The sequence below is a fragment of the Streptomyces sp. E-08 genome, from assembly GCF_049913095.1.
Lineage (GTDB): Bacteria > Actinomycetota > Actinomycetes > Streptomycetales > Streptomycetaceae > Streptomyces.
The window spans coordinates 5,934,474-5,949,983 of the sequence record NZ_CP183971.1 but is presented as its reverse complement, the minus strand read 5'-3'; the positions used below and the strand labels follow the sequence as shown (position 1 = coordinate 5,949,983).

The following is a 15,510-nucleotide window of genomic DNA, read 5'->3' as shown; positions in this document are numbered from 1 at the left end:
GCGGTCGTGGACCGGCCGAAGACCGGCAGGTCAGGCCAGCACGGCGACCTTGAGACGTCCGGGAACGCGCTGCGCGTAGAGCTCGTACGCCTCCGGGGCCGCGTCGAACGGGACGGTGTGGGTGATCAGCCGGGCCAGGAAGTCCGTGTGGAGCTCCACCAGAGCCCTGGCCTTGGTGAGGTACTCCCGCCACGGCGGTCCGACCGAGCTGACGAGCGCGACGTTGCGCCTGAAGGCCTCCTCCAGGGGCAGGACCGCTCCAGGCCTCGGCACCCCCATCACCAGGACCGTGCCCCGCGGCCGGACGAGCCGGATCGCGTCCGCGACGGCGTCCTGTCCGTGGCCCACGATCTCGACGACGATGTCCGGAGCCCGGTCGAGATCGGCCCCGGACAGTCCCGCCGCCGCGACGTCGAAGTGGCGCTCCGAACCCCAGGTGGCCGCTTCCGGCTCCGGTACGGGGTCGACGGTGGCCACCTCAGCACCCCGCAGTCTCAGCAGCCAGGCCGCCAGGTGCCCCAGCGCGCCGAAGCCGAGGATCAAGACCGAACGCCCGGACACATCGCCGAGCCGCTCGACGGCGTAGACGACGGTGGAGAGGGGCTGCACGATCGCGGCGACGGCCGGAGGCACATCGTCCGGGACGACCACGGCCGCCTCGTCCGACGCCACGAACATCTCCTGTACACCCCTGTCGTGCTGCGGGATGCCGACGATCCTGCTGCCGACAGGCAGGCGATCACTACGGCTGTGCACCACACGTCCCACGGCCTCGTGCAGGGGGAAGCCGGGGGCGGCCGGGAAGCCGGACCATTCGGATCCGTCCCAGCGCGGGATGTCACTGCCGCACACGACCCCGGATTCCAGTCGCACGACGGCGTGCCCGGCCTTCAGGTCCTGTGGGTCCGGCAGGTCGAGGGCGACGGCCTCGAACGTTCTCGGCCCGGTCAGTCGGTGTGCTCTGTAGGTGGCCACGCGGCCCCCTCCCCCCGTGAGCGGCATCGTCCCGGGGAGCCTACCGGCGCCCGCTCGGTGATCGACAGTCCCTAGAACCCGCCGCCCCCGTCGAATCCCCCGCCGCCGCCGAAGTCGCCGCCGCCGCCTCCGAAGTCGCCCGAGCCGAAGTCGCCCGCGCTGAAGTCGCCGCCGGAGAAGTCGCCGCCGCCGTACTCGGAGGCGTAGGCCGGGGTGGAGAGCATGGAGCCGAGCATGGTGCCCACGAGGAGGCCGGGGAGCATGCCGCCGCCGAAGTAGCCGCCGGCCCAGGGGCCGTAGGCGGGGCCGGCCTCCCAGTAGGGGCGGCGGCCGGTGTCGGTGTCGACGGTGCGGGCCGCGGGGTCGAGGCCGTCGTCGAGGCGGGCCGCGTCGGCCGCGCAGACCGGGACCTGGCGGGGGGCGCCGCCGGCCGGGGTCCAGGTCCGGTCGTCGGCGGCGGGACCGTGGCGCGGGTCGAAGAAGCACGGGGGCCGGCGCTCGGGGAGCGGGCGGGACTCGCGGCGGGCGGCCAGGACGGCGAGGGAGAAGCGGCCGTCCTCCAGGGCCTCGGTGACGCCCCGGACCTCGTGCGGCCGGGTGACCGCGCCCATGAGGGACTTGGCCCTGTCGTACGAGTCGAGGGCGCGCTCGTAGTCGCCGCGCATGGCGTCGTCGGCGCCGCGCTCGGCGGGGTGGAAGTCGAGGCGTTCGAGTTCCTCGCCGAAGGCGGTGATGTCCTCGTCGACGACGACCCGGAGCCGGTCGAGGGCGGCGCGTTCCTCGGTCTCCTTGCGGAGCCGGTTGCGGCGGACGACGGCGTAGGCGCCCGCGCCGCCCGCGACGACGACCGCTCCGAGGGTGACGAGCCCTGCGACGGGCACTCCGGAGTCCTCGCCCGTGGCGCCCCAGGAGGAGGGGGCGTGGCCGCGCATCGCGGGCAGGGCCTGGTCGGCGAAGTTGTTGAGCTCGGTGGCGGCGTCGACGTCCGGCGCGCGTACGGAGGTGACGAGGTTCTGCACGGCGGCCGGGGACATCACGGACGGGTCGACGCCCGCGTCGAAGCGGTCGCCGAGGCGCACCGCGTACAGGCCGGCGACGCCGGTCTGGGCGCGCAGGTTGTCGATGAGGCCCTTGGGCGGGAACTGCGCGTTCGCGGGGAGCACCGCCACGAAGAGCGGCTTGTCCGCGTCCTTGATCTTCTGCGCGAGGGCTTTGGCGTCGGCCGTGGAGAGCTGGCCGGCGGCGCCGGGGTCGACGTACACCGGGCCCTGTCTCAGGGCGGCGGCGGCGTCGGACACGCCCGTGGCCCTGGCGCCCGCGGTGGGCGCCAGGGCCAGGAGCAGCAGCAGAGCCAGCCCGGCGAGGGCCGACCACACGGACATCGCCCTGGTCCTCATGGTTCGACGCTACCCGAACCGGACCAACGGGGATATAGAGGGACTATTCCGCGGGGTCGACCCCGGCCCTCAGGAGGCCGTAGGTGAAGGCGTCCTCCAGGGCCTGCCAGGACGCGGCGATGACGTTCTCGCCGACGCCGACCGTGGACCACTCGCCGTTGCCGTCGCTGGTGGTGACCAGGACCCGGGTCGTGGACTCGGTGCCGTGGCGGCCCTCCAGGATGCGGACCTTGTAGTCGACCAGCTCGAACTTGGCGAGCTGGGGGTAGATCCGCTCCAGGCCGACCCGGATTGCCTTGTCGAGGGCGTTGACCGGGCCGTTGCCCTCGGCGGTGGCGACGATCCGCTCGCCCTTGGCCCAGAGCTTCACGGTCGCCTCGTTGGCGTGGGTGCCGTCGGGCCGGTCCTCGACGATCGCGCGCCAGGACTCCGTACGGAAGTAGCGGCGGGCGCGGCCCTCGGCCTCCTCGCGGAGCAGCAGCTCGAAGGAGGCGTCGGCGGCCTCGTACGTGTAGCCCTTGAGCTCGCGCTCCTTGACCCGCTCGACGACCCGGGCGACGAGCGCGCGGTCGCCGCCCAGGTCGACGCCGAGCTCCTTGCCCTTGAGCTCGATGGAGGCGCGTCCTGCCATGTCGGAGACCAGCATCCGCATGGTGTTGCCGACGAGCTCGGGGTCGATGTGCTGGTAGAGGTCGGGGTCCACCTTGATCGCGGAGGCGTGCAGTCCGGCCTTGTGGGCGAAGGCGGAGACGCCGACGTACGGCTGGTGGGTGGAGGGGGTGAGGTTGACGACCTCGGCGATGGCGTGCGAGATCCGGGTCATCTCGGCGAGGGCGCCCTCGGGGAGGACCCGCTTGCCGTACTTGAGCTCCAGGGCCGCGACGACCGGGAAGAGGTTGGCGTTGCCGACGCGCTCGCCGTAGCCGTTGGCGGTGCACTGGACGTGGGTCGCGCCCGCGTCGACGGCGGCGAGGGTGTTGGCGACGGCGCAGCCGGTGTCGTCCTGGGCGTGGATGCCGAGGCGGGCGCCGGTGTCGGCGATGACGGTGGCGACGACGGCCTGGATCTGGGCGGGGAGCATGCCGCCGTTGGTGTCACAGAGGATGACGACGTCGGCGCCGGACTCGTGCGCGGCGCGGACGACGGCCTTGGCGTAGTCGGGGTTCGCCTTGTAGCCGTCGAAGAAGTGCTCGCAGTCGACGAAGACGCGGCGGCCCTGGGAGGTCAGGTACGAGACGGTGTCGCGGACCATCTCCAGGTTCTCGTCGAGGGTGGTGCGCAGGGCGAGCTCGACGTGCCGGTCGTGCGACTTGGCGACGAGGGTGATGACCGGAGCGCCGGAGTCGAGGAGCGCCTTGACCTGCGGGTCCTCGGCGGCCTTGCCGCCGGCCCGCCGGGTGGCGCCGAAGGCGACGAGCTGCGCGTTCTTGAACGCGATCTCCTGCCGGGCACGGGCGAAGAACTCCGTGTCGCGCGGGTTGGCACCGGGCCAGCCGCCCTCGATGAAGCCCACGCCGAAGTCGTCGAGGTGCCGGGCGATGGTCAGCTTGTCCGCGACGGTGAGGTTGATGCCTTCACGCTGCGCCCCGTCGCGCAGCGTCGTGTCGAAGACGTGGAAGCTGTCGTCGAGGCGCGAGCCCTCGGCGTTCTCCGTGGTCATGGCTGTGATGGCTCCTGTCGGATGTGGCTCCGGAAGGTATGGATCCACTTGCCCCCATTCTCACGCGTCGTCCGCTTCCGGCGTGGGTGGGGCCGGAAAACGAAAAAACCCCTCGCGGGTGCGAGAGGTCTGCGCGCGGGTCTGGGGCACGGTGTCCACTGCCGCGGGGGTAAGTGCCGCGATTCAGTGGCCACTGCGGACCGGCGCGCCGCTGCCGATAATCATCGTGGTAGCAAGCACGCCGGAAGTCTGACACAGGTCGCGTTTCAGCGGGACGGGAGTCTCACGATACGGGCAGTCGATCTCGCTTCGAGGCGGCGGAGGCGGCGCCGACCCGGCCGAGGTCGATGTCGCGGGTCTCCCGCATCGCGAGGTAGACGACCAGGGAGACGGCCGCGCAGCCGGCCACGTACCAGGAGAAGCCCGACTCGACGCCGGCGTCCTTGAACCAGAGCGCCACGTACTCCGCGGTGCCGCCGAAGAGGGCGTTGGCGATCGCGTACGGCAGGGCGACGCCGAGGGCGCGGATGCCGGTCGGGAAGAGCTCGGCCTTCACGCAGGCGTTGATGGAGGTGTAGCCGGTGACGACGACGAGCGCGAGCAGGGAGAGGCCGAGGGCGGGCCAGAAGGAGCCGGCGTGCCGGAGCATCGTCAGGATCGGGACGGTGAGGAGGGTGGAGCCGACCGCGAAGGTGATGAGGAGCGGGCGGCGCCCGATCCGGTCGGAGAGCCGGCCGGCGAGGGGCTGCAGACAGGCGAAGACGATCAGGGCGCAGAGGGAGACCAGGGTGGCGGTCCGCTTGGGCAGCCCGGCGGAGTTGGACAGGTACTTGGTGAGGTAGGTGGTGTACGTGTAGTACGCCACGGTCCCGCCCATGGTGAGCGCGACGACGAGGAAGGCCTCCCGCTTGTGCGCCCACAGGGCCTTGAGGGTGCCCTGCTGCCCCTGCGCGACCCCTGAGCCGGCGGTCTCCTCGTACACCTCGGTCTCCAGCATGTTCCGGCGCAGGTAGAAGACGACGGCCGCGCCGAGGGCCCCGACGACGAACGGGATGCGCCAGCCCCAGGCGTGCAGGGCCTCGTCGGAGAGGGTGTGCTGGAGGAGGAGCAGCAGGGCGAGGCCGAGGACCTGTCCCGCGGTCATGGACACGTACTGGAAGCTGGAGGCGAAGCCGCGGTGCTCCGGCGCGGAGGCCTCGGTGAGGTAGGTGGCGCTGGCCGCGTACTCGCCGCCGACGGAGAGGCCCTGGAGGAGGCGGGCGAGGAGGAGGACGGCGGCGCCGCCGTACCCGGCGACGGCGTACGTCGGCGCGACGGCGATCAGCACGGCGGAGGCGGACATCAGCGTCACGGTGAGGGTGAGCGCCGCCTTGCGGCCCTTCCGGTCGCCGACCCGACCGAGGAGCCAGCCGCCGACGGGGCGCATGAAGAAGCCGACGGCGAAGATGCCGGCGGTGTTCATGAGCTTGGCGGTGTCGTCGCCCTCGGGGAAGAAGGCCCCCGCGAAGTAGGTGGCGAAGCTCGCGTAGACGAACCAGTCGAACCACTCGACCATGTTGCCCGCGGAGCCGACCCAGATCTTCTTCCAGTGCTCTCGTCCCATGGGCAGGAACCGTGCCGGAACCGCCGCGGGGGCCACAAGGCGGTGGGGGCAACGATCGGGAGTACTTGCGTGCCTTACGGTCGCGAGATCAGCGTTTCGGCGACGAACTCCCTTACGTGGTCGATGACTTGCTCGCGGCCCGTGCCCGGGATGCCGACGGCGACGTGCACGCTGAAGCCGTCGAGCAGGGCCCGCATCCGGGTGGCGAGGCGGTCCGGGTCGACCGGGCGGAACTCGCCCCGCGAGACGCCCTCGGCGAGGATCGCGACCAGGTCCCGGTGCCAGGCGCCCTCGATGGCGGCCTGCCGGGCGCGGGCGTCGTCGTCGGCGTTCTGGGACCGGTTCCAGACCTCCAGCCAGAGGGTCCAGTGCGGGTCGCGCGGGCCGTCGGGCACGTACACGTCGATGTACCCGTCGAGCCGGTCGCGGGCCGTCCCCGGCCGCGACAGCAGGGCGCTGCGCTCGGCCCCGAGCCGCCCCTCGCTCCACTCCAGGGTCTGCAGCAGCAGCTCGTCCTTGGTGCGGAAGTAGTAGAGGAGGTGCCCGCTGCTCATCCCCACCTGGCGCCCGAGGCCGGCCATGGTGAGCCCGTCGAGCCCGCGCTCGGCGATCGTGCCCATGGCCGCGGCGAGCACGTCCTCCCGCGGCGGGGCGGCCTGGTTGCGCCGGCGGGGAGGGGAGGGGCTCGGGTTGCTGCTCTGACTCACTCGTACGTTCTACAGGATGCGGCCGTCGGGCCCATCCCCGAAGGCCGCCATCCAGCAGGAGACGGCCGACGGGACCGATCTCGCGCTCGTCGCCGCCTGCGTCTCCGCCCTCGGAGGCGCGTGCAGCGGCGTCGCGGCCATCATGGTGGCGCGACGCCGGCCCCCGTCGGACGAGTGATCCGACGGGGGCCGGCCGGGTCACACCGCCGGCTGCTGCTGCGTGATGCAGTGGATGCCGCCGCCGCCCGCGAAGATCGTGCGGGCGTCGACCAGGACGACCTCGCGCTCCGGGAAGAGGCGGCGGAAGATCTCCGCGGCGAGCTCGTCGTGCGGGTCGTCGAAGGCGCAGAGGACGACGCCGCCGTTGCACAGGTAGTGGTTGATGTACGAGTAGTCGACCCAGTCGCCCTCCTCGTCCTTGAGGACGGTCGGGGCGGGGACCTCGACGACCTCCAGGGGGCGGCCCTGGGCGTCGGTCTGGCCGCGCAGGATGTTCACGTACATCTTGGAGCGCTCGTAGTCGGGGTGGGCCGGGTCCTGCTGGCTGTGGACGAGGACCGTGCCGGGGCGGGCGAAGGCGGCGACGATGTCGACGTGGCCCTGGGTGCCGTAGACGCCGTAGTCGCCGGCGAGGCCGTGCGGGAGCCAGATCGCCTTCGTCGTGCCGAGCTTGGCGTGGATCTCGTTCTCGACCTGCTCGCGGGTCCACTCGGGGTTGCGTCCGGCGCCGAGCTGGACGGTGTCGGTCAGCAGGACCGTGCCCTCGCCGTCGACGTGGATCGCGCCGCCCTCGTTCACCAGGGGGGAGGTGAGTACGGGGACGTCCGCCACGTCCGCGACATGGCGGGCGATCTTCGAGTCGTGCTCCCAGCGGGCCCAGTCCTGGGCGCCCCAGCCGTTGAACACCCAGTCCACGGCGGCGAGTGCCGTGCCGTTCGTGACGAAGGTCGGGCCGATGTCGCGCATCCAGGCGTCGTCGAGCTCGCGCTCGACCAGGTCGATCTCCGGGCCGAGGAGCGCGGCGGCCGACTCCGAGTCGCCGGGTGCGACGACCATGGTGACCGGCTCGAAGCGGCGGACGGCGCGGGCCACCGACGCCCAGGCGGCACGGGCCCCGGCGAGCTCCTCCTCGTTGGTGAAGGTGGGGTTGGCGCCGGGCCAGGCCATCCAGGTGCGCTCGTGCGGCATCCACTCGGCGGGCATGCGGAAGGTCATGAGTCAGGTCCTAGAGGAAGTAGAGGCGGTTGAGGGAGACGGACTCGGCCGCCTCGGAGCGGATCGGCGAGCCGTCGAGCGAGACGAGGCCCGTCCGGTCGTCGACCTGCACGTCGCCGACGCGGGAGTTGAACCGCAGGTCGGCGGGGCCGATGCCGCGGGTGCCGCGCACGGCGACCCGGCGGCGGCGGGTCGGCATCCCGTCGGAGCCGAGGTCGACGGCGGCCCGCGCGACGAACGCGACGGAGAGCTCGGCGGCCGTGGCGCCGTGGGCGCCGAACAGCGGCCCGAGGACGAGCGGCTCGCAGGTGTCGGTGGCGGCGTTGGGATCGCCCACGACCCCCCACGCGGGGAAGCCGGACTTCAGCACCAGCTGCGGCTTGGCGCCGAAGAACTCCGGGCGCCACAGCACGATGTCGGCGAGCTTGCCGACCTCGATCGAGCCGATCTCGTGCGCGAGGCCGTGGGCGATCGCCGGGTTGATGGTGAGCTTGGCCATGTAGCGGAGCACGCGCGCGTTGTCGTCGTGCGCGCCGTCGCCCTCCAGCGGGCCCAGCTCGGCCTTCATCTTCCCGGCCATGGCGAAGGTCCGGCGTACGGTCTCGCCGGCCCTTCCCATCCCCTGCGCGTCGGAGGAGGTGATCCCGATCGCGCCGAGGTCGTGCAGGACGTCCTCCGCGCCCATCGTCCCGGCCCGGATCCGGTCGCGCGCCATGGCGGCGTCGCCCGGGAGGTCGGTCTTCAGGTCGTGGACGGAGACGATCATCCCGTAGTGCTCGGCGACCGCGTCGCGGCCGAAGGGCAGGGTGGGGTTGGTGGAGGAGCCGATGACGTTCGGCACGCCCGCCATCTTCAGGACGTTGGGCACGTGTCCGCCGCCGCAGCCCTCGATGTGGAAGGCGTGGATCGTACGGCCGTCCAGGACCCGGAGGGTGTCCTCCACCGACAGGCACTCGTTGAGGCCGTCGCTGTGCAGCGCCACCTGGACGTCGTGCTCCTCGGCGACCCGCAGGGCGGTGTCCAGGGCCCGGGTGTGGGCGCCCATGTCCTCGTGGACCTTGAAGCCCGACGCCCCGCCCTCGGCGAGGGCCTCCACCAGCGGCGCGGGGTCGGAGGACGAGCCGCGGGCCAGGAAGCCGATGTTGACCGGCCACGCGTCGAAGGCGTTGAAGGCGTGCTTCAGGGCCCAGGGCGAGTTGACGCCGACGCCCCACACGGGACCGAACTCCTGGCCGATGATCGTGGTGACGCCGCTCGCGAGCGAGGCCTCCATGATCCGGGGCGACAGGAGGTGGACGTGGGTGTCGATCGCGCCGGCGGTGGCGATGAGGCCCTCGCCGGAGACGATCGAGGTGCCGGTGCCGACGACGACGTCGACGCCGTCGAGGGTGTCGGGGTTGCCGGCCCGTCCGACGGCGTGGATGCGGCCCTCGCGGATGCCGATGGACACCTTGCGGATGCCCTGCACGGCGTCGATCACCAGGACGTTGCTGATGACGACGTCGCAGGTCTCGCGGACGGCCGCGGCCTTGAGGTGGAGGCCGTCGCGGGCGGTCTTGCCGAAGCCGGCGAGGAACTCGTCGCCGGGCTTCTGGGAGTCCGACTCGACGCGGACGACGAGTCCGGAGTCGCCGAGGACGACACGGTCGCCGGCGCGGGGGCCGTGCACGGACGCGTACTCGTAGGGGTCCATCAGTCGTCCTCGATTCCCAGGTAGCCGCACGCCTTCGCCCTGCGCAGGGCCTCTTCCCGCGCGCCGGGCGCGTCCAGCGGGCCGTCGACCAGGCCGGCGAAGCCGATGGCGACGCGGGCGCCGCCGATCGGCACGAGCCCGACCTCGGCCTCGCCGCCCGGGTCGAAGCGGAAGGAGGCTCCGGCCGGGATGGCGAGGCGCATGCCGTAGGAGGCGGCCCGGTCGAAGTCGAGGCGCGGGTTGACCTCGAAGAAGTGGAAGTGGGAGGTGACGCTCACCGGGACCGTCGCCGTGTTCCGTACGAGGAGGGTGAGCGCCGGTTCGGTCTCGGGGTGTCCGGGGCCGGGCAGCAGCGCGCCCGGCGCCCCGGGGCCCAGGCGGCCGCCGCCGATCGGGTCGGAGACGACCGCGAGGCGCGAGCCGTCGTCGAAGACGGCCTCGACGTGGACCTCGGTGACGACGTCGGCGACACCGGGCAGGACGTCGTCGGGGCCGAGGACGGAGCGGGCCGCCTCGATCGCCTCGGCGAGTCGCTTGCCGTCGCGGGCCGCCTCGCAGACGGTGTCCGCGACGAGCGCGGTCGCCTCGGGCACATTGAGCCTCAGGCCCCGGGCCCGGCGGGCGCGGGCCAGCTCGGCGGCACCGAAGAGGAGCAGCCGGTCGCGTTCCGTGGGGGTCAGTCGCACTCCCCAAACACCTCCTGCAATTGCGACACGTTTGAGCGACACTCTAAATGTTGAGACGCCCGCTTCCAAGCATTGACGTCACCGACAGGCGTAGGTCACATTGAGCGCCGCTCTAAAACTGTCCCGTCCGCCCCCGCAGGGAGTCCTCATGCCGATCGAACAGCGTGGCGTCGACACCATCCCCGAGGCCGAACGCACCAGCGGCCCCCGCGATCTGATGTCGATCCTGCTCGGATCCAACCTCTGTCTGGGGGTGATCGTCTTCGGCTGGCTTCCGGTGTCCTTCGGGCTCGGTTTCTGGGCCTCGGTGACCTCCGTCGTCGCCGGCACCCTCGTCGGCGTCGCGGTCACCGCCCCGCTCGCGCTGGTGTCCCTCCGCACCGCGACCAACCTCTCCACCTCCTCCGGCGCCTTCTTCGGCGTCCGCGGCCGGCTCGTCGGCTCGGTGGTCGGGCTGCTGCTCTCGCTCGGCTACACCGCGCTGACCCTCTGGATCGGCGGCGACGTGATGGTGGGCACGCTCGCCCGCCTGATCGGCCTGCCGACCGGCGGCGCGGCGCACGCCGCCGTCTACGCGGTCCTGGCCGCCTGCACCGTGGTGGGCGCGGTGTACGGCTACCGGCTGCTGCTCCGGCTGAGCAAGGCGCTCGCGGTCGTCATGACGGTGCTCCTCGCCGTCGGCCTGGCCGCCTACGCCGGGGACTTCACGACGGCGGCGGTGCCGGACACCCCGTACCTGCTCGGGTCCTTCTGGCCGACCTGGCTCCTCGCGGCCGTCGCGGCGGGCCTCAGCGGACCGGTCGCCTTCATCACCCTGCTCGGCGACTACACCCGGTACGTCTCCCCCGAGCGGTACAGCGCGAGGACCGTGTGGCGGGCCACCTGTCTGGGCCTGACCGTGGGCCTGCTCGTCCCGCAGCTCTTCGGCACGTTCACCGCCCTGGCGGCCCGCGGCGGCCTGGACTACGCGGGACCGCTCGTCGACGCGTCGCCCGGCTGGTACCTCGTACCGCTGCTGATCGCCGCCACCGCCGGCTCCGTCGGCAACGCCGGCCTGATGCTGTACTCGATGGGGCTCGACCTCGACGCGATCCTGCCGAAGGCCACGCGCGCGCGTGCCACCCTCGTGGTCGCGGCGGTCGCGACGGCCTTCGTCTTCGCCGGCCACTTCGCCTCGGACGCCCAGACGGCGATGACCTCGTTCGTCCTGCTGCTGACCGCGATCGGCACCCCGTGGGCGGTGATCACCCTCATCGGGCACGCGCGCTGCGGCGGGAGGTACGACCCCGAGGCGCTCCAGGTCTTCAACAACCGCTCGCGCGGCGGGATCTACTGGTTCTCGGCGGGCTGGCACCCGCGGGCCACGTTCTCCTGGGCGGTCGGCGCGGCGGTCGGCCTGGCCGCGGTGTCGACGCCGCTCTACGAGGGGCCGCTGCTCGCCCTCACCGGCGGGATCGACTGCAGCTTCGTCCTCTCCGGGATCGTGGGCGGCGCGCTGTACGCCGTCCTGACGCCGAACAGGGCTCCCGAGACCGTGACGACGGCCCCGGAAGCCCTGGCGGCGACGGAGTAGTTACTTGCTGCCGAGCTCGTGCATCCAGCCGTGGACGTCCTCGGACTTGCCGGTCTGGATCGCGAGCAGCGCCTCGCGCAGCTTCATCGTGACCTCGCCGGGCTCGCCGCCCGACTGCTGCCACTCGCCCCGGGCGGACTTGACCGTGCCGACCGGGGTGATGACGGCGGCGGTGCCGCAGGCGAAGACCTCGGTGAGGGTGCCGTTCTCGGTGTCGGCCTGCCACTGGTCGATGGAGACGCGGGACTCCTCGGACTCGTAGCCGAGGTCCTTCGCGACCTTGAGGAGCGAGTCGCGGGTGATGCCGGCGAGCAGCGAACCGGTGAGGGTCGGGGTGACGATCCTGTTGCCGTACACGAAGTACAGGTTCATGCCGCCGAGTTCCTCGACCCACTTGTGCTCGACCGCGTCGAGGTAGCAGACCTGGTCGCAGCCCTTGGCCGCCGCCTCGGCCTGCGCGAGCAGGGAGGCCGCGTAGTTGCCGCCGGTCTTGGCGTCGCCCACACCGCCGGGGACGGCGCGGACGCGGTCCTCGGAGGCCCAGATGGAGACCGGCTTCACGCCGCCGGGGAAGTACGGGCCGGCCGGCGAGGCGATGACGACGAAGAGGTACTCGTTGGCCGGGCGGACGCCCAGGCCGACCTCGGTGGCGATCATGAACGGGCGCAGGTAGAGCGAGTCCTCGCCGCCGTGCGCCGGGACCCAGGCCTCGTCGTGCCGGACGAGGACGTCACAGGCCTCGACGAAGGTCTCGACCGGCAGCTCGGGCATGCCGAGCCGGCGGGCGGAGGACTGGAAGCGGCGGGCGTTGGCGTCGGGGCGGAACGTGGCGACCGAGCCGTCGGGGCGGCGGTAGGCCTTCAGGCCCTCGAAGATCTCCTGCGCGTAGTGCAGGACGTTCGTGGCCGGGTCCAGGGAGAGCGGACCGTACGGCACGAGCTGGGCGTCGTGCCAGCCGCGGCCCTCGGTCCACCGGATGGTGACCATGTGGTCGGTGAAGTGGCGGCCGAATCCCGGGTTGGCCAGGATCGCCTCGCGCTCCGCGGCGGACAGCGGGCTGGAGGAGGGCTTGAGCTCGATCGTGGGCGTCGTCATGAGTGCGTGTCCTTCACCGGTTGTGTGGAGAGGACCGCGCGCGTACGTCGCTGTCGGGGACGGCTGTCCCTGACGAGGCGGCGTCCGGGCATGCCCGTATGCCGCGGCCCCACGTTCGATTATCGCCCGTGGGGACCTGTGCGGAAAACGGGTGGGCGCGGTCCGGAGTTCGGGGGGGCGCCCCGCGGCCGCGCAAGGGACAGCCGCCGGGCGCTGGTGCGACCCGGCGGCTGCTGCTGATGTCAGTCGGCGCGGGTCAGCTCGCTACTCGCGCGGCGAGCGCGTCGCCGATCTCGTCCGTGGTGCGGACGGAGTCGCCGCGCTCGGTGAGGTCGGCGGCGACGGCCTCCTCGACCCGGGCGGCCTCGGTCTCGTAGCCGAGGTGGCGGAGGAGGAGGGCGACGGAGAGGACGGTGGCCGTGGGGTCGGCCTTGCCCTGGCCCGCGATGTCCGGCGCGGAGCCGTGGACCGGCTCGAACATGGACGGGAAGTCGCCGCTCGGGTTGATGTTGCCGGAGGCGGCGACGCCGATGCCGCCGGAGACGGCAGCGGCGAGGTCGGTGATGATGTCGCCGAAGAGGTTGTCGGTGACGATCACGTCGAAGCGGGCCGGGTCGGTGACGAGGAAGATCGTCGCGGCGTCGACGTGCAGGTAGTCGGTCGTGACCTCGGGAAACTCGGCCGCGACCTTCTGGAAGATGTCGGTCCAGAGGTGGCCGGCGAAGGTCAGCACGTTGTTCTTGTGGACCAGCGTCAGCTTCTTGCGCGGGCGGGCCTGGGCGCGGGCGAAGGCGTCCCGGACCACGCGCTCGACACCGAAGGCGGTGTTCACCGAGACCTCGGTGGCGACCTCGTGCTCGGTGCCCTTGCGGATGGTGCCGCCGTTGCCCGTGTACGGACCCTCGGTGCCCTCGCGGACCACGACGAAGTCGATCTCGGGCTGTCCGGCGAGCGGGGTGGCGACGCCGGGGAGCAGCTTCGAGGGCCGCAGGTTCACGTGGTGGTCGAAGGCGAAGCGGAGCTTCAGCAGGAAGCCGCGCTCCAGGACGCCGGACGGCACCGACGGGTCGCCGATGGCGCCGAGCAGGATGGCGTCGTGCTTCTTGAGCGAGTCGAGGTCGGCGTCGGTGAGGGTCTCACCGGTGGCGTGGTAGCGCTTGGCGCCGAAGTCGTACTCCTCGGTCTCCAGCTTCACGTCCTGGGGAAGGACGGCCGCGAGGATCTTGAGGCCCTGGGCCACGACCTCCTGGCCGATGCCGTCGCCGGGAATGACTGCGAGATTGATGCTGTGAGACATGTCGGCACCCTACTCTTCGTCCCATCGTCTGACACGTTCCGTCCGCCATGTGGACGAAGCGCCATGTCGGGACGGGGGGTCGGACCAGGGGTCAGTGGCCGGTCGAGCCGCCGTTGTCACGGCGGTCGAGGGCGCGCTGGAGGGCTGCGGCGGCGTTCTGCCGGGCCTCGTCGCTGGGACGGTTGGCGGAGTGGCGGACGCGGCGGGCGGTCTGAGCGGCCATGAGGGATCGACTCCTTGAGATCAGTGGTGATCCGGATGTGCGGAGATCAGTGATGATCGAAGGCGCCGGAAGGGGCGGGGAGCGCCGCCGCAGGGGTTGCCTGCACAGGGCGTCGCGCTCTCGGCCGCCATTCGCTTGATGAAGCGAGACGTTCGGCTCCTACAAAGCTAGGTCAGACCTCCTCATCTGTCTCCACAATTACTCGGACTTCCTACTATCTGAGACGGCGACCATCCTTCCGCGCCTACATAGATTGCATTCCTACCTAGGTAGTGATGGGATGTGCCCATGGCCGTAGACCGCAGATCCAGCTGGCTCAAGGGAGTCCTCGACCTGCTCGTCCTCTCCCGCCTGACCGACGGGGAGAGCTACGGGTACGAGATCGCCAAGGCGCTCGCCGAGGCGGGGCTCGGCGAGATCAAGGGCGGGACGCTGTACCCCGTCCTGAACCGCCTGGAGGAGGCGGGCCTGGTGGAGGCCGAGTTCCGCGCCGCCGAACGCGGGCCGGGTCGCCGCTACTACCGGCTCACGCCGCTCGGCCGCGAGCGCCTCGCCGCCGAGACCGGCGCGTGGCTGACCTTCCACCGCGCCGTACAGACCATGCTCAGCCCAGGGGGAACCACACCATGACCACCGACGCCTACTTCGCCGAGCTCTCCGGCTCGCTGCGCGCCGCGCACGTGCCGGAGGAGCAGATCGCCGCGACCGCCGAGGACCTGCGGGCTCACCTCGCGGAGACCGGGACGGCCCCGGAGGAGGAGTTCGGTCCCGCCGCCGCGTTCGCCGCGCAGCTCGGCGGCCTCGCGCCCGCGCCCGGCGAGCCCGACGAGCGCGCGGAGTCCTGGACCTGGACCGCCGACCTCTTCAACGACCGCCGGATGCTGGCCGTCCACGGCGACCAGGGCTGGGAGGTGGAGTCGCTGGACGCGATCGGCCGGTTCGTCTGCCGCCGGACGCCGGGGTCCGCGCTGCGCTGGGAGTACCGCCGTGACGTGATCGCCGGGCGCCGGCGGAGCCGCGTCCTCGACGAGCTCACGCCGGAGGGCTGGGAGCTGTGCGGGGAGTGGCTGGTGTACGGCTACTTCAAGCGGCCGCGCGCGGCGACCGCGGGCCCGGCCGGCACCGTGGGCGCCCCGCCGGCCGCTCCGCAGCGGTGGCTGTTCCTGAGCCGCCGGGGCCGGGCGGTGCTCGCCGCCTGGCTCCTCCTGGTCGGCGGCGCGATGGCGGCGTTCTTCATCGGGGTGCTCGGCACGGGCGGTCTGGCGATCACGATCGCCCTCACCTCCATGTTCTCCGCCATCTACACCTCCCACCTGGAGACGGCCACGGGCCGCGCCCGACAGAAGACCGGCACCGGTACCGGCATGGCCGACCGGGACTGACACC

15 protein-coding genes are annotated in these 15,510 nt (G+C 72.2%); 4 read left to right on the top strand and 11 right to left on the bottom strand.

Annotation, left to right across the window (positions count from 1 at the left end):
- Positions 1-30 precede the first annotated feature (30 nt).
- From ACN9MM_RS27550 to ACN9MM_RS27530, 5 genes are all read right to left on the bottom strand, one after another.
- The gene (locus tag ACN9MM_RS27550; RefSeq protein WP_426366355.1) at positions 31-975 is read right to left on the bottom strand and encodes a zinc-dependent alcohol dehydrogenase; all 945 of its coding nucleotides are present in this window, start codon (positions 973-975) and stop codon (positions 31-33) included.
- 71 nt (positions 976-1,046) lie between these two features.
- Positions 1,047-2,372 (bottom strand): hypothetical protein, encoded by a 1,326-nt coding sequence (locus ACN9MM_RS27545; RefSeq protein WP_426366353.1) that lies wholly within the window; start codon positions 2,370-2,372, stop codon positions 1,047-1,049.
- A 43-nt stretch (positions 2,373-2,415) separates the two neighbouring features.
- Positions 2,416-4,032 (bottom strand): citramalate synthase, encoded by a 1,617-nt coding sequence (cimA, locus tag ACN9MM_RS27540; RefSeq protein WP_426366351.1) that lies wholly within the window; start codon positions 4,030-4,032, stop codon positions 2,416-2,418.
- A 283-nt stretch (positions 4,033-4,315) separates the two neighbouring features.
- A complete protein-coding gene (locus tag ACN9MM_RS27535; protein WP_426366349.1) occupies positions 4,316-5,635 on the bottom strand; it encodes an MFS transporter in 1,320 nt (439 codons plus the stop codon).
- A 74-nt stretch (positions 5,636-5,709) separates the two neighbouring features.
- On the bottom strand, positions 5,710-6,255 hold the full coding sequence (locus ACN9MM_RS27530) for a TetR/AcrR family transcriptional regulator (RefSeq protein WP_382866208.1): 546 nt from the start codon (positions 6,253-6,255) through the stop codon (positions 5,710-5,712).
- 103 nt (positions 6,256-6,358) lie between these two features.
- Between ACN9MM_RS27530 and ACN9MM_RS27525 the strand changes: the two genes are divergently transcribed.
- Entirely contained in the window at positions 6,359-6,520 is a 162-nt protein-coding gene (locus ACN9MM_RS27525) for a hypothetical protein (RefSeq protein ID WP_426366347.1), read from the top strand.
- A 20-nt stretch (positions 6,521-6,540) separates the two neighbouring features.
- Here the strand turns inward: ACN9MM_RS27525 and ACN9MM_RS27520 are convergent, their stop codons facing one another.
- Genes ACN9MM_RS27520 through ureA form a run of 3 tightly spaced genes read right to left on the bottom strand, consistent with a single transcriptional unit; the run spans position 6,541 to position 9,936 of the window.
- Positions 6,541-7,557, bottom strand: coding sequence for an agmatine deiminase family protein (locus tag ACN9MM_RS27520; protein ID WP_426366345.1), 1,017 nt, complete (start codon positions 7,555-7,557; stop codon positions 6,541-6,543).
- Positions 7,558-7,567: 10 nt separating this feature from the next.
- Positions 7,568-9,250, bottom strand: coding sequence for an urease subunit alpha (locus ACN9MM_RS27515; RefSeq protein ID WP_426366343.1), 1,683 nt, complete (start codon positions 9,248-9,250; stop codon positions 7,568-7,570).
- Positions 9,250-9,936 carry an urease subunit gamma gene (gene ureA / locus ACN9MM_RS27510; protein ID WP_382866080.1) on the bottom strand — a complete coding sequence of 229 codons (687 nt, stop codon included), beginning with the start codon at positions 9,934-9,936 and terminating at the stop codon, positions 9,250-9,252. Before ureA ends, ACN9MM_RS27515 begins: the two co-directional genes overlap by 1 nt.
- A gap of 148 nt (positions 9,937-10,084) precedes the next feature.
- Between ureA and ACN9MM_RS27505 the strand changes: the two genes are divergently transcribed.
- Positions 10,085-11,509, top strand: coding sequence for a cytosine permease (locus ACN9MM_RS27505; protein WP_426366341.1), 1,425 nt, complete (start codon positions 10,085-10,087; stop codon positions 11,507-11,509).
- On the opposite strand, the gene ACN9MM_RS27500 is transcribed toward ACN9MM_RS27505, so the two are convergent.
- The 3 genes from ACN9MM_RS27500 to ACN9MM_RS27490 all read right to left on the bottom strand — a co-directional run bounded on the left by ACN9MM_RS27500 (position 11,510) and on the right by ACN9MM_RS27490 (position 14,124).
- Entirely contained in the window at positions 11,510-12,604 is a 1,095-nt protein-coding gene (locus ACN9MM_RS27500; RefSeq protein WP_426366339.1) for a branched-chain amino acid aminotransferase, read from the bottom strand.
- Between the two features lie 256 nt (positions 12,605-12,860).
- Positions 12,861-13,901 carry a 3-isopropylmalate dehydrogenase gene (locus ACN9MM_RS27495; protein WP_426366337.1) on the bottom strand — a complete coding sequence of 347 codons (1,041 nt, stop codon included), beginning with the start codon at positions 13,899-13,901 and terminating at the stop codon, positions 12,861-12,863.
- Between the two features lie 91 nt (positions 13,902-13,992).
- On the bottom strand, positions 13,993-14,124 hold the full coding sequence (locus ACN9MM_RS27490) for a hypothetical protein (RefSeq protein WP_256341282.1): 132 nt from the start codon (positions 14,122-14,124) through the stop codon (positions 13,993-13,995).
- 288 nt (positions 14,125-14,412) lie between these two features.
- Between ACN9MM_RS27490 and ACN9MM_RS27485 the strand changes: the two genes are divergently transcribed.
- Together ACN9MM_RS27485 and ACN9MM_RS27480 are read left to right on the top strand one after the other, a co-directional pair.
- Positions 14,413-14,754, top strand: coding sequence for a PadR family transcriptional regulator (locus ACN9MM_RS27485; RefSeq protein WP_426366335.1), 342 nt, complete (start codon positions 14,413-14,415; stop codon positions 14,752-14,754).
- The gene (locus tag ACN9MM_RS27480) at positions 14,751-15,506 is read left to right on the top strand and encodes a hypothetical protein (protein ID WP_426366333.1); all 756 of its coding nucleotides are present in this window, start codon (positions 14,751-14,753) and stop codon (positions 15,504-15,506) included. Before ACN9MM_RS27485 ends, ACN9MM_RS27480 begins: the two co-directional genes overlap by 4 nt.
- Positions 15,507-15,510: the final 4 nt, after the last annotated feature.

What these genes read in the sequence shown, in the direction of transcription:
- ACN9MM_RS27545 (WP_426366353.1), bottom strand. Translation starts at nt 2,372, where the DNA reads ATGAGGACCAGGGCGATGTCCGTGTGGTCGGCCCTCGCCGGGCTGGCT.
- cimA (WP_426366351.1), bottom strand. Translation starts at nt 4,032, where the DNA reads ATGACCACGGAGAACGCCGAGGGCTCGCGCCTCGACGACAGCTTCCAC.
- ACN9MM_RS27535 (WP_426366349.1), bottom strand. Translation starts at nt 5,635, where the DNA reads ATGGGACGAGAGCACTGGAAGAAGATCTGGGTCGGCTCCGCGGGCAAC.
- ACN9MM_RS27530 (WP_382866208.1), bottom strand. Translation starts at nt 6,255, where the DNA reads ATGGGCACGATCGCCGAGCGCGGGCTCGACGGGCTCACCATGGCCGGC.
- ACN9MM_RS27525 (WP_426366347.1), top strand. Translation starts at nt 6,359, where the DNA reads ATGCGGCCGTCGGGCCCATCCCCGAAGGCCGCCATCCAGCAGGAGACG.
- ACN9MM_RS27520 (WP_426366345.1), bottom strand. Translation starts at nt 7,557, where the DNA reads ATGACCTTCCGCATGCCCGCCGAGTGGATGCCGCACGAGCGCACCTGG.
- ACN9MM_RS27515 (WP_426366343.1), bottom strand. Translation starts at nt 9,250, where the DNA reads ATGGACCCCTACGAGTACGCGTCCGTGCACGGCCCCCGCGCCGGCGAC.
- ACN9MM_RS27505 (WP_426366341.1), top strand. Translation starts at nt 10,085, where the DNA reads ATGCCGATCGAACAGCGTGGCGTCGACACCATCCCCGAGGCCGAACGC.
- ACN9MM_RS27500 (WP_426366339.1), bottom strand. Translation starts at nt 12,604, where the DNA reads ATGACGACGCCCACGATCGAGCTCAAGCCCTCCTCCAGCCCGCTGTCC.
- ACN9MM_RS27495 (WP_426366337.1), bottom strand. Translation starts at nt 13,901, where the DNA reads ATGTCTCACAGCATCAATCTCGCAGTCATTCCCGGCGACGGCATCGGC.
- ACN9MM_RS27490 (WP_256341282.1), bottom strand. Translation starts at nt 14,124, where the DNA reads ATGGCCGCTCAGACCGCCCGCCGCGTCCGCCACTCCGCCAACCGTCCC.
- ACN9MM_RS27485 (WP_426366335.1), top strand. Translation starts at nt 14,413, where the DNA reads ATGGCCGTAGACCGCAGATCCAGCTGGCTCAAGGGAGTCCTCGACCTG.
- ACN9MM_RS27480 (WP_426366333.1), top strand. Translation starts at nt 14,751, where the DNA reads ATGACCACCGACGCCTACTTCGCCGAGCTCTCCGGCTCGCTGCGCGCC.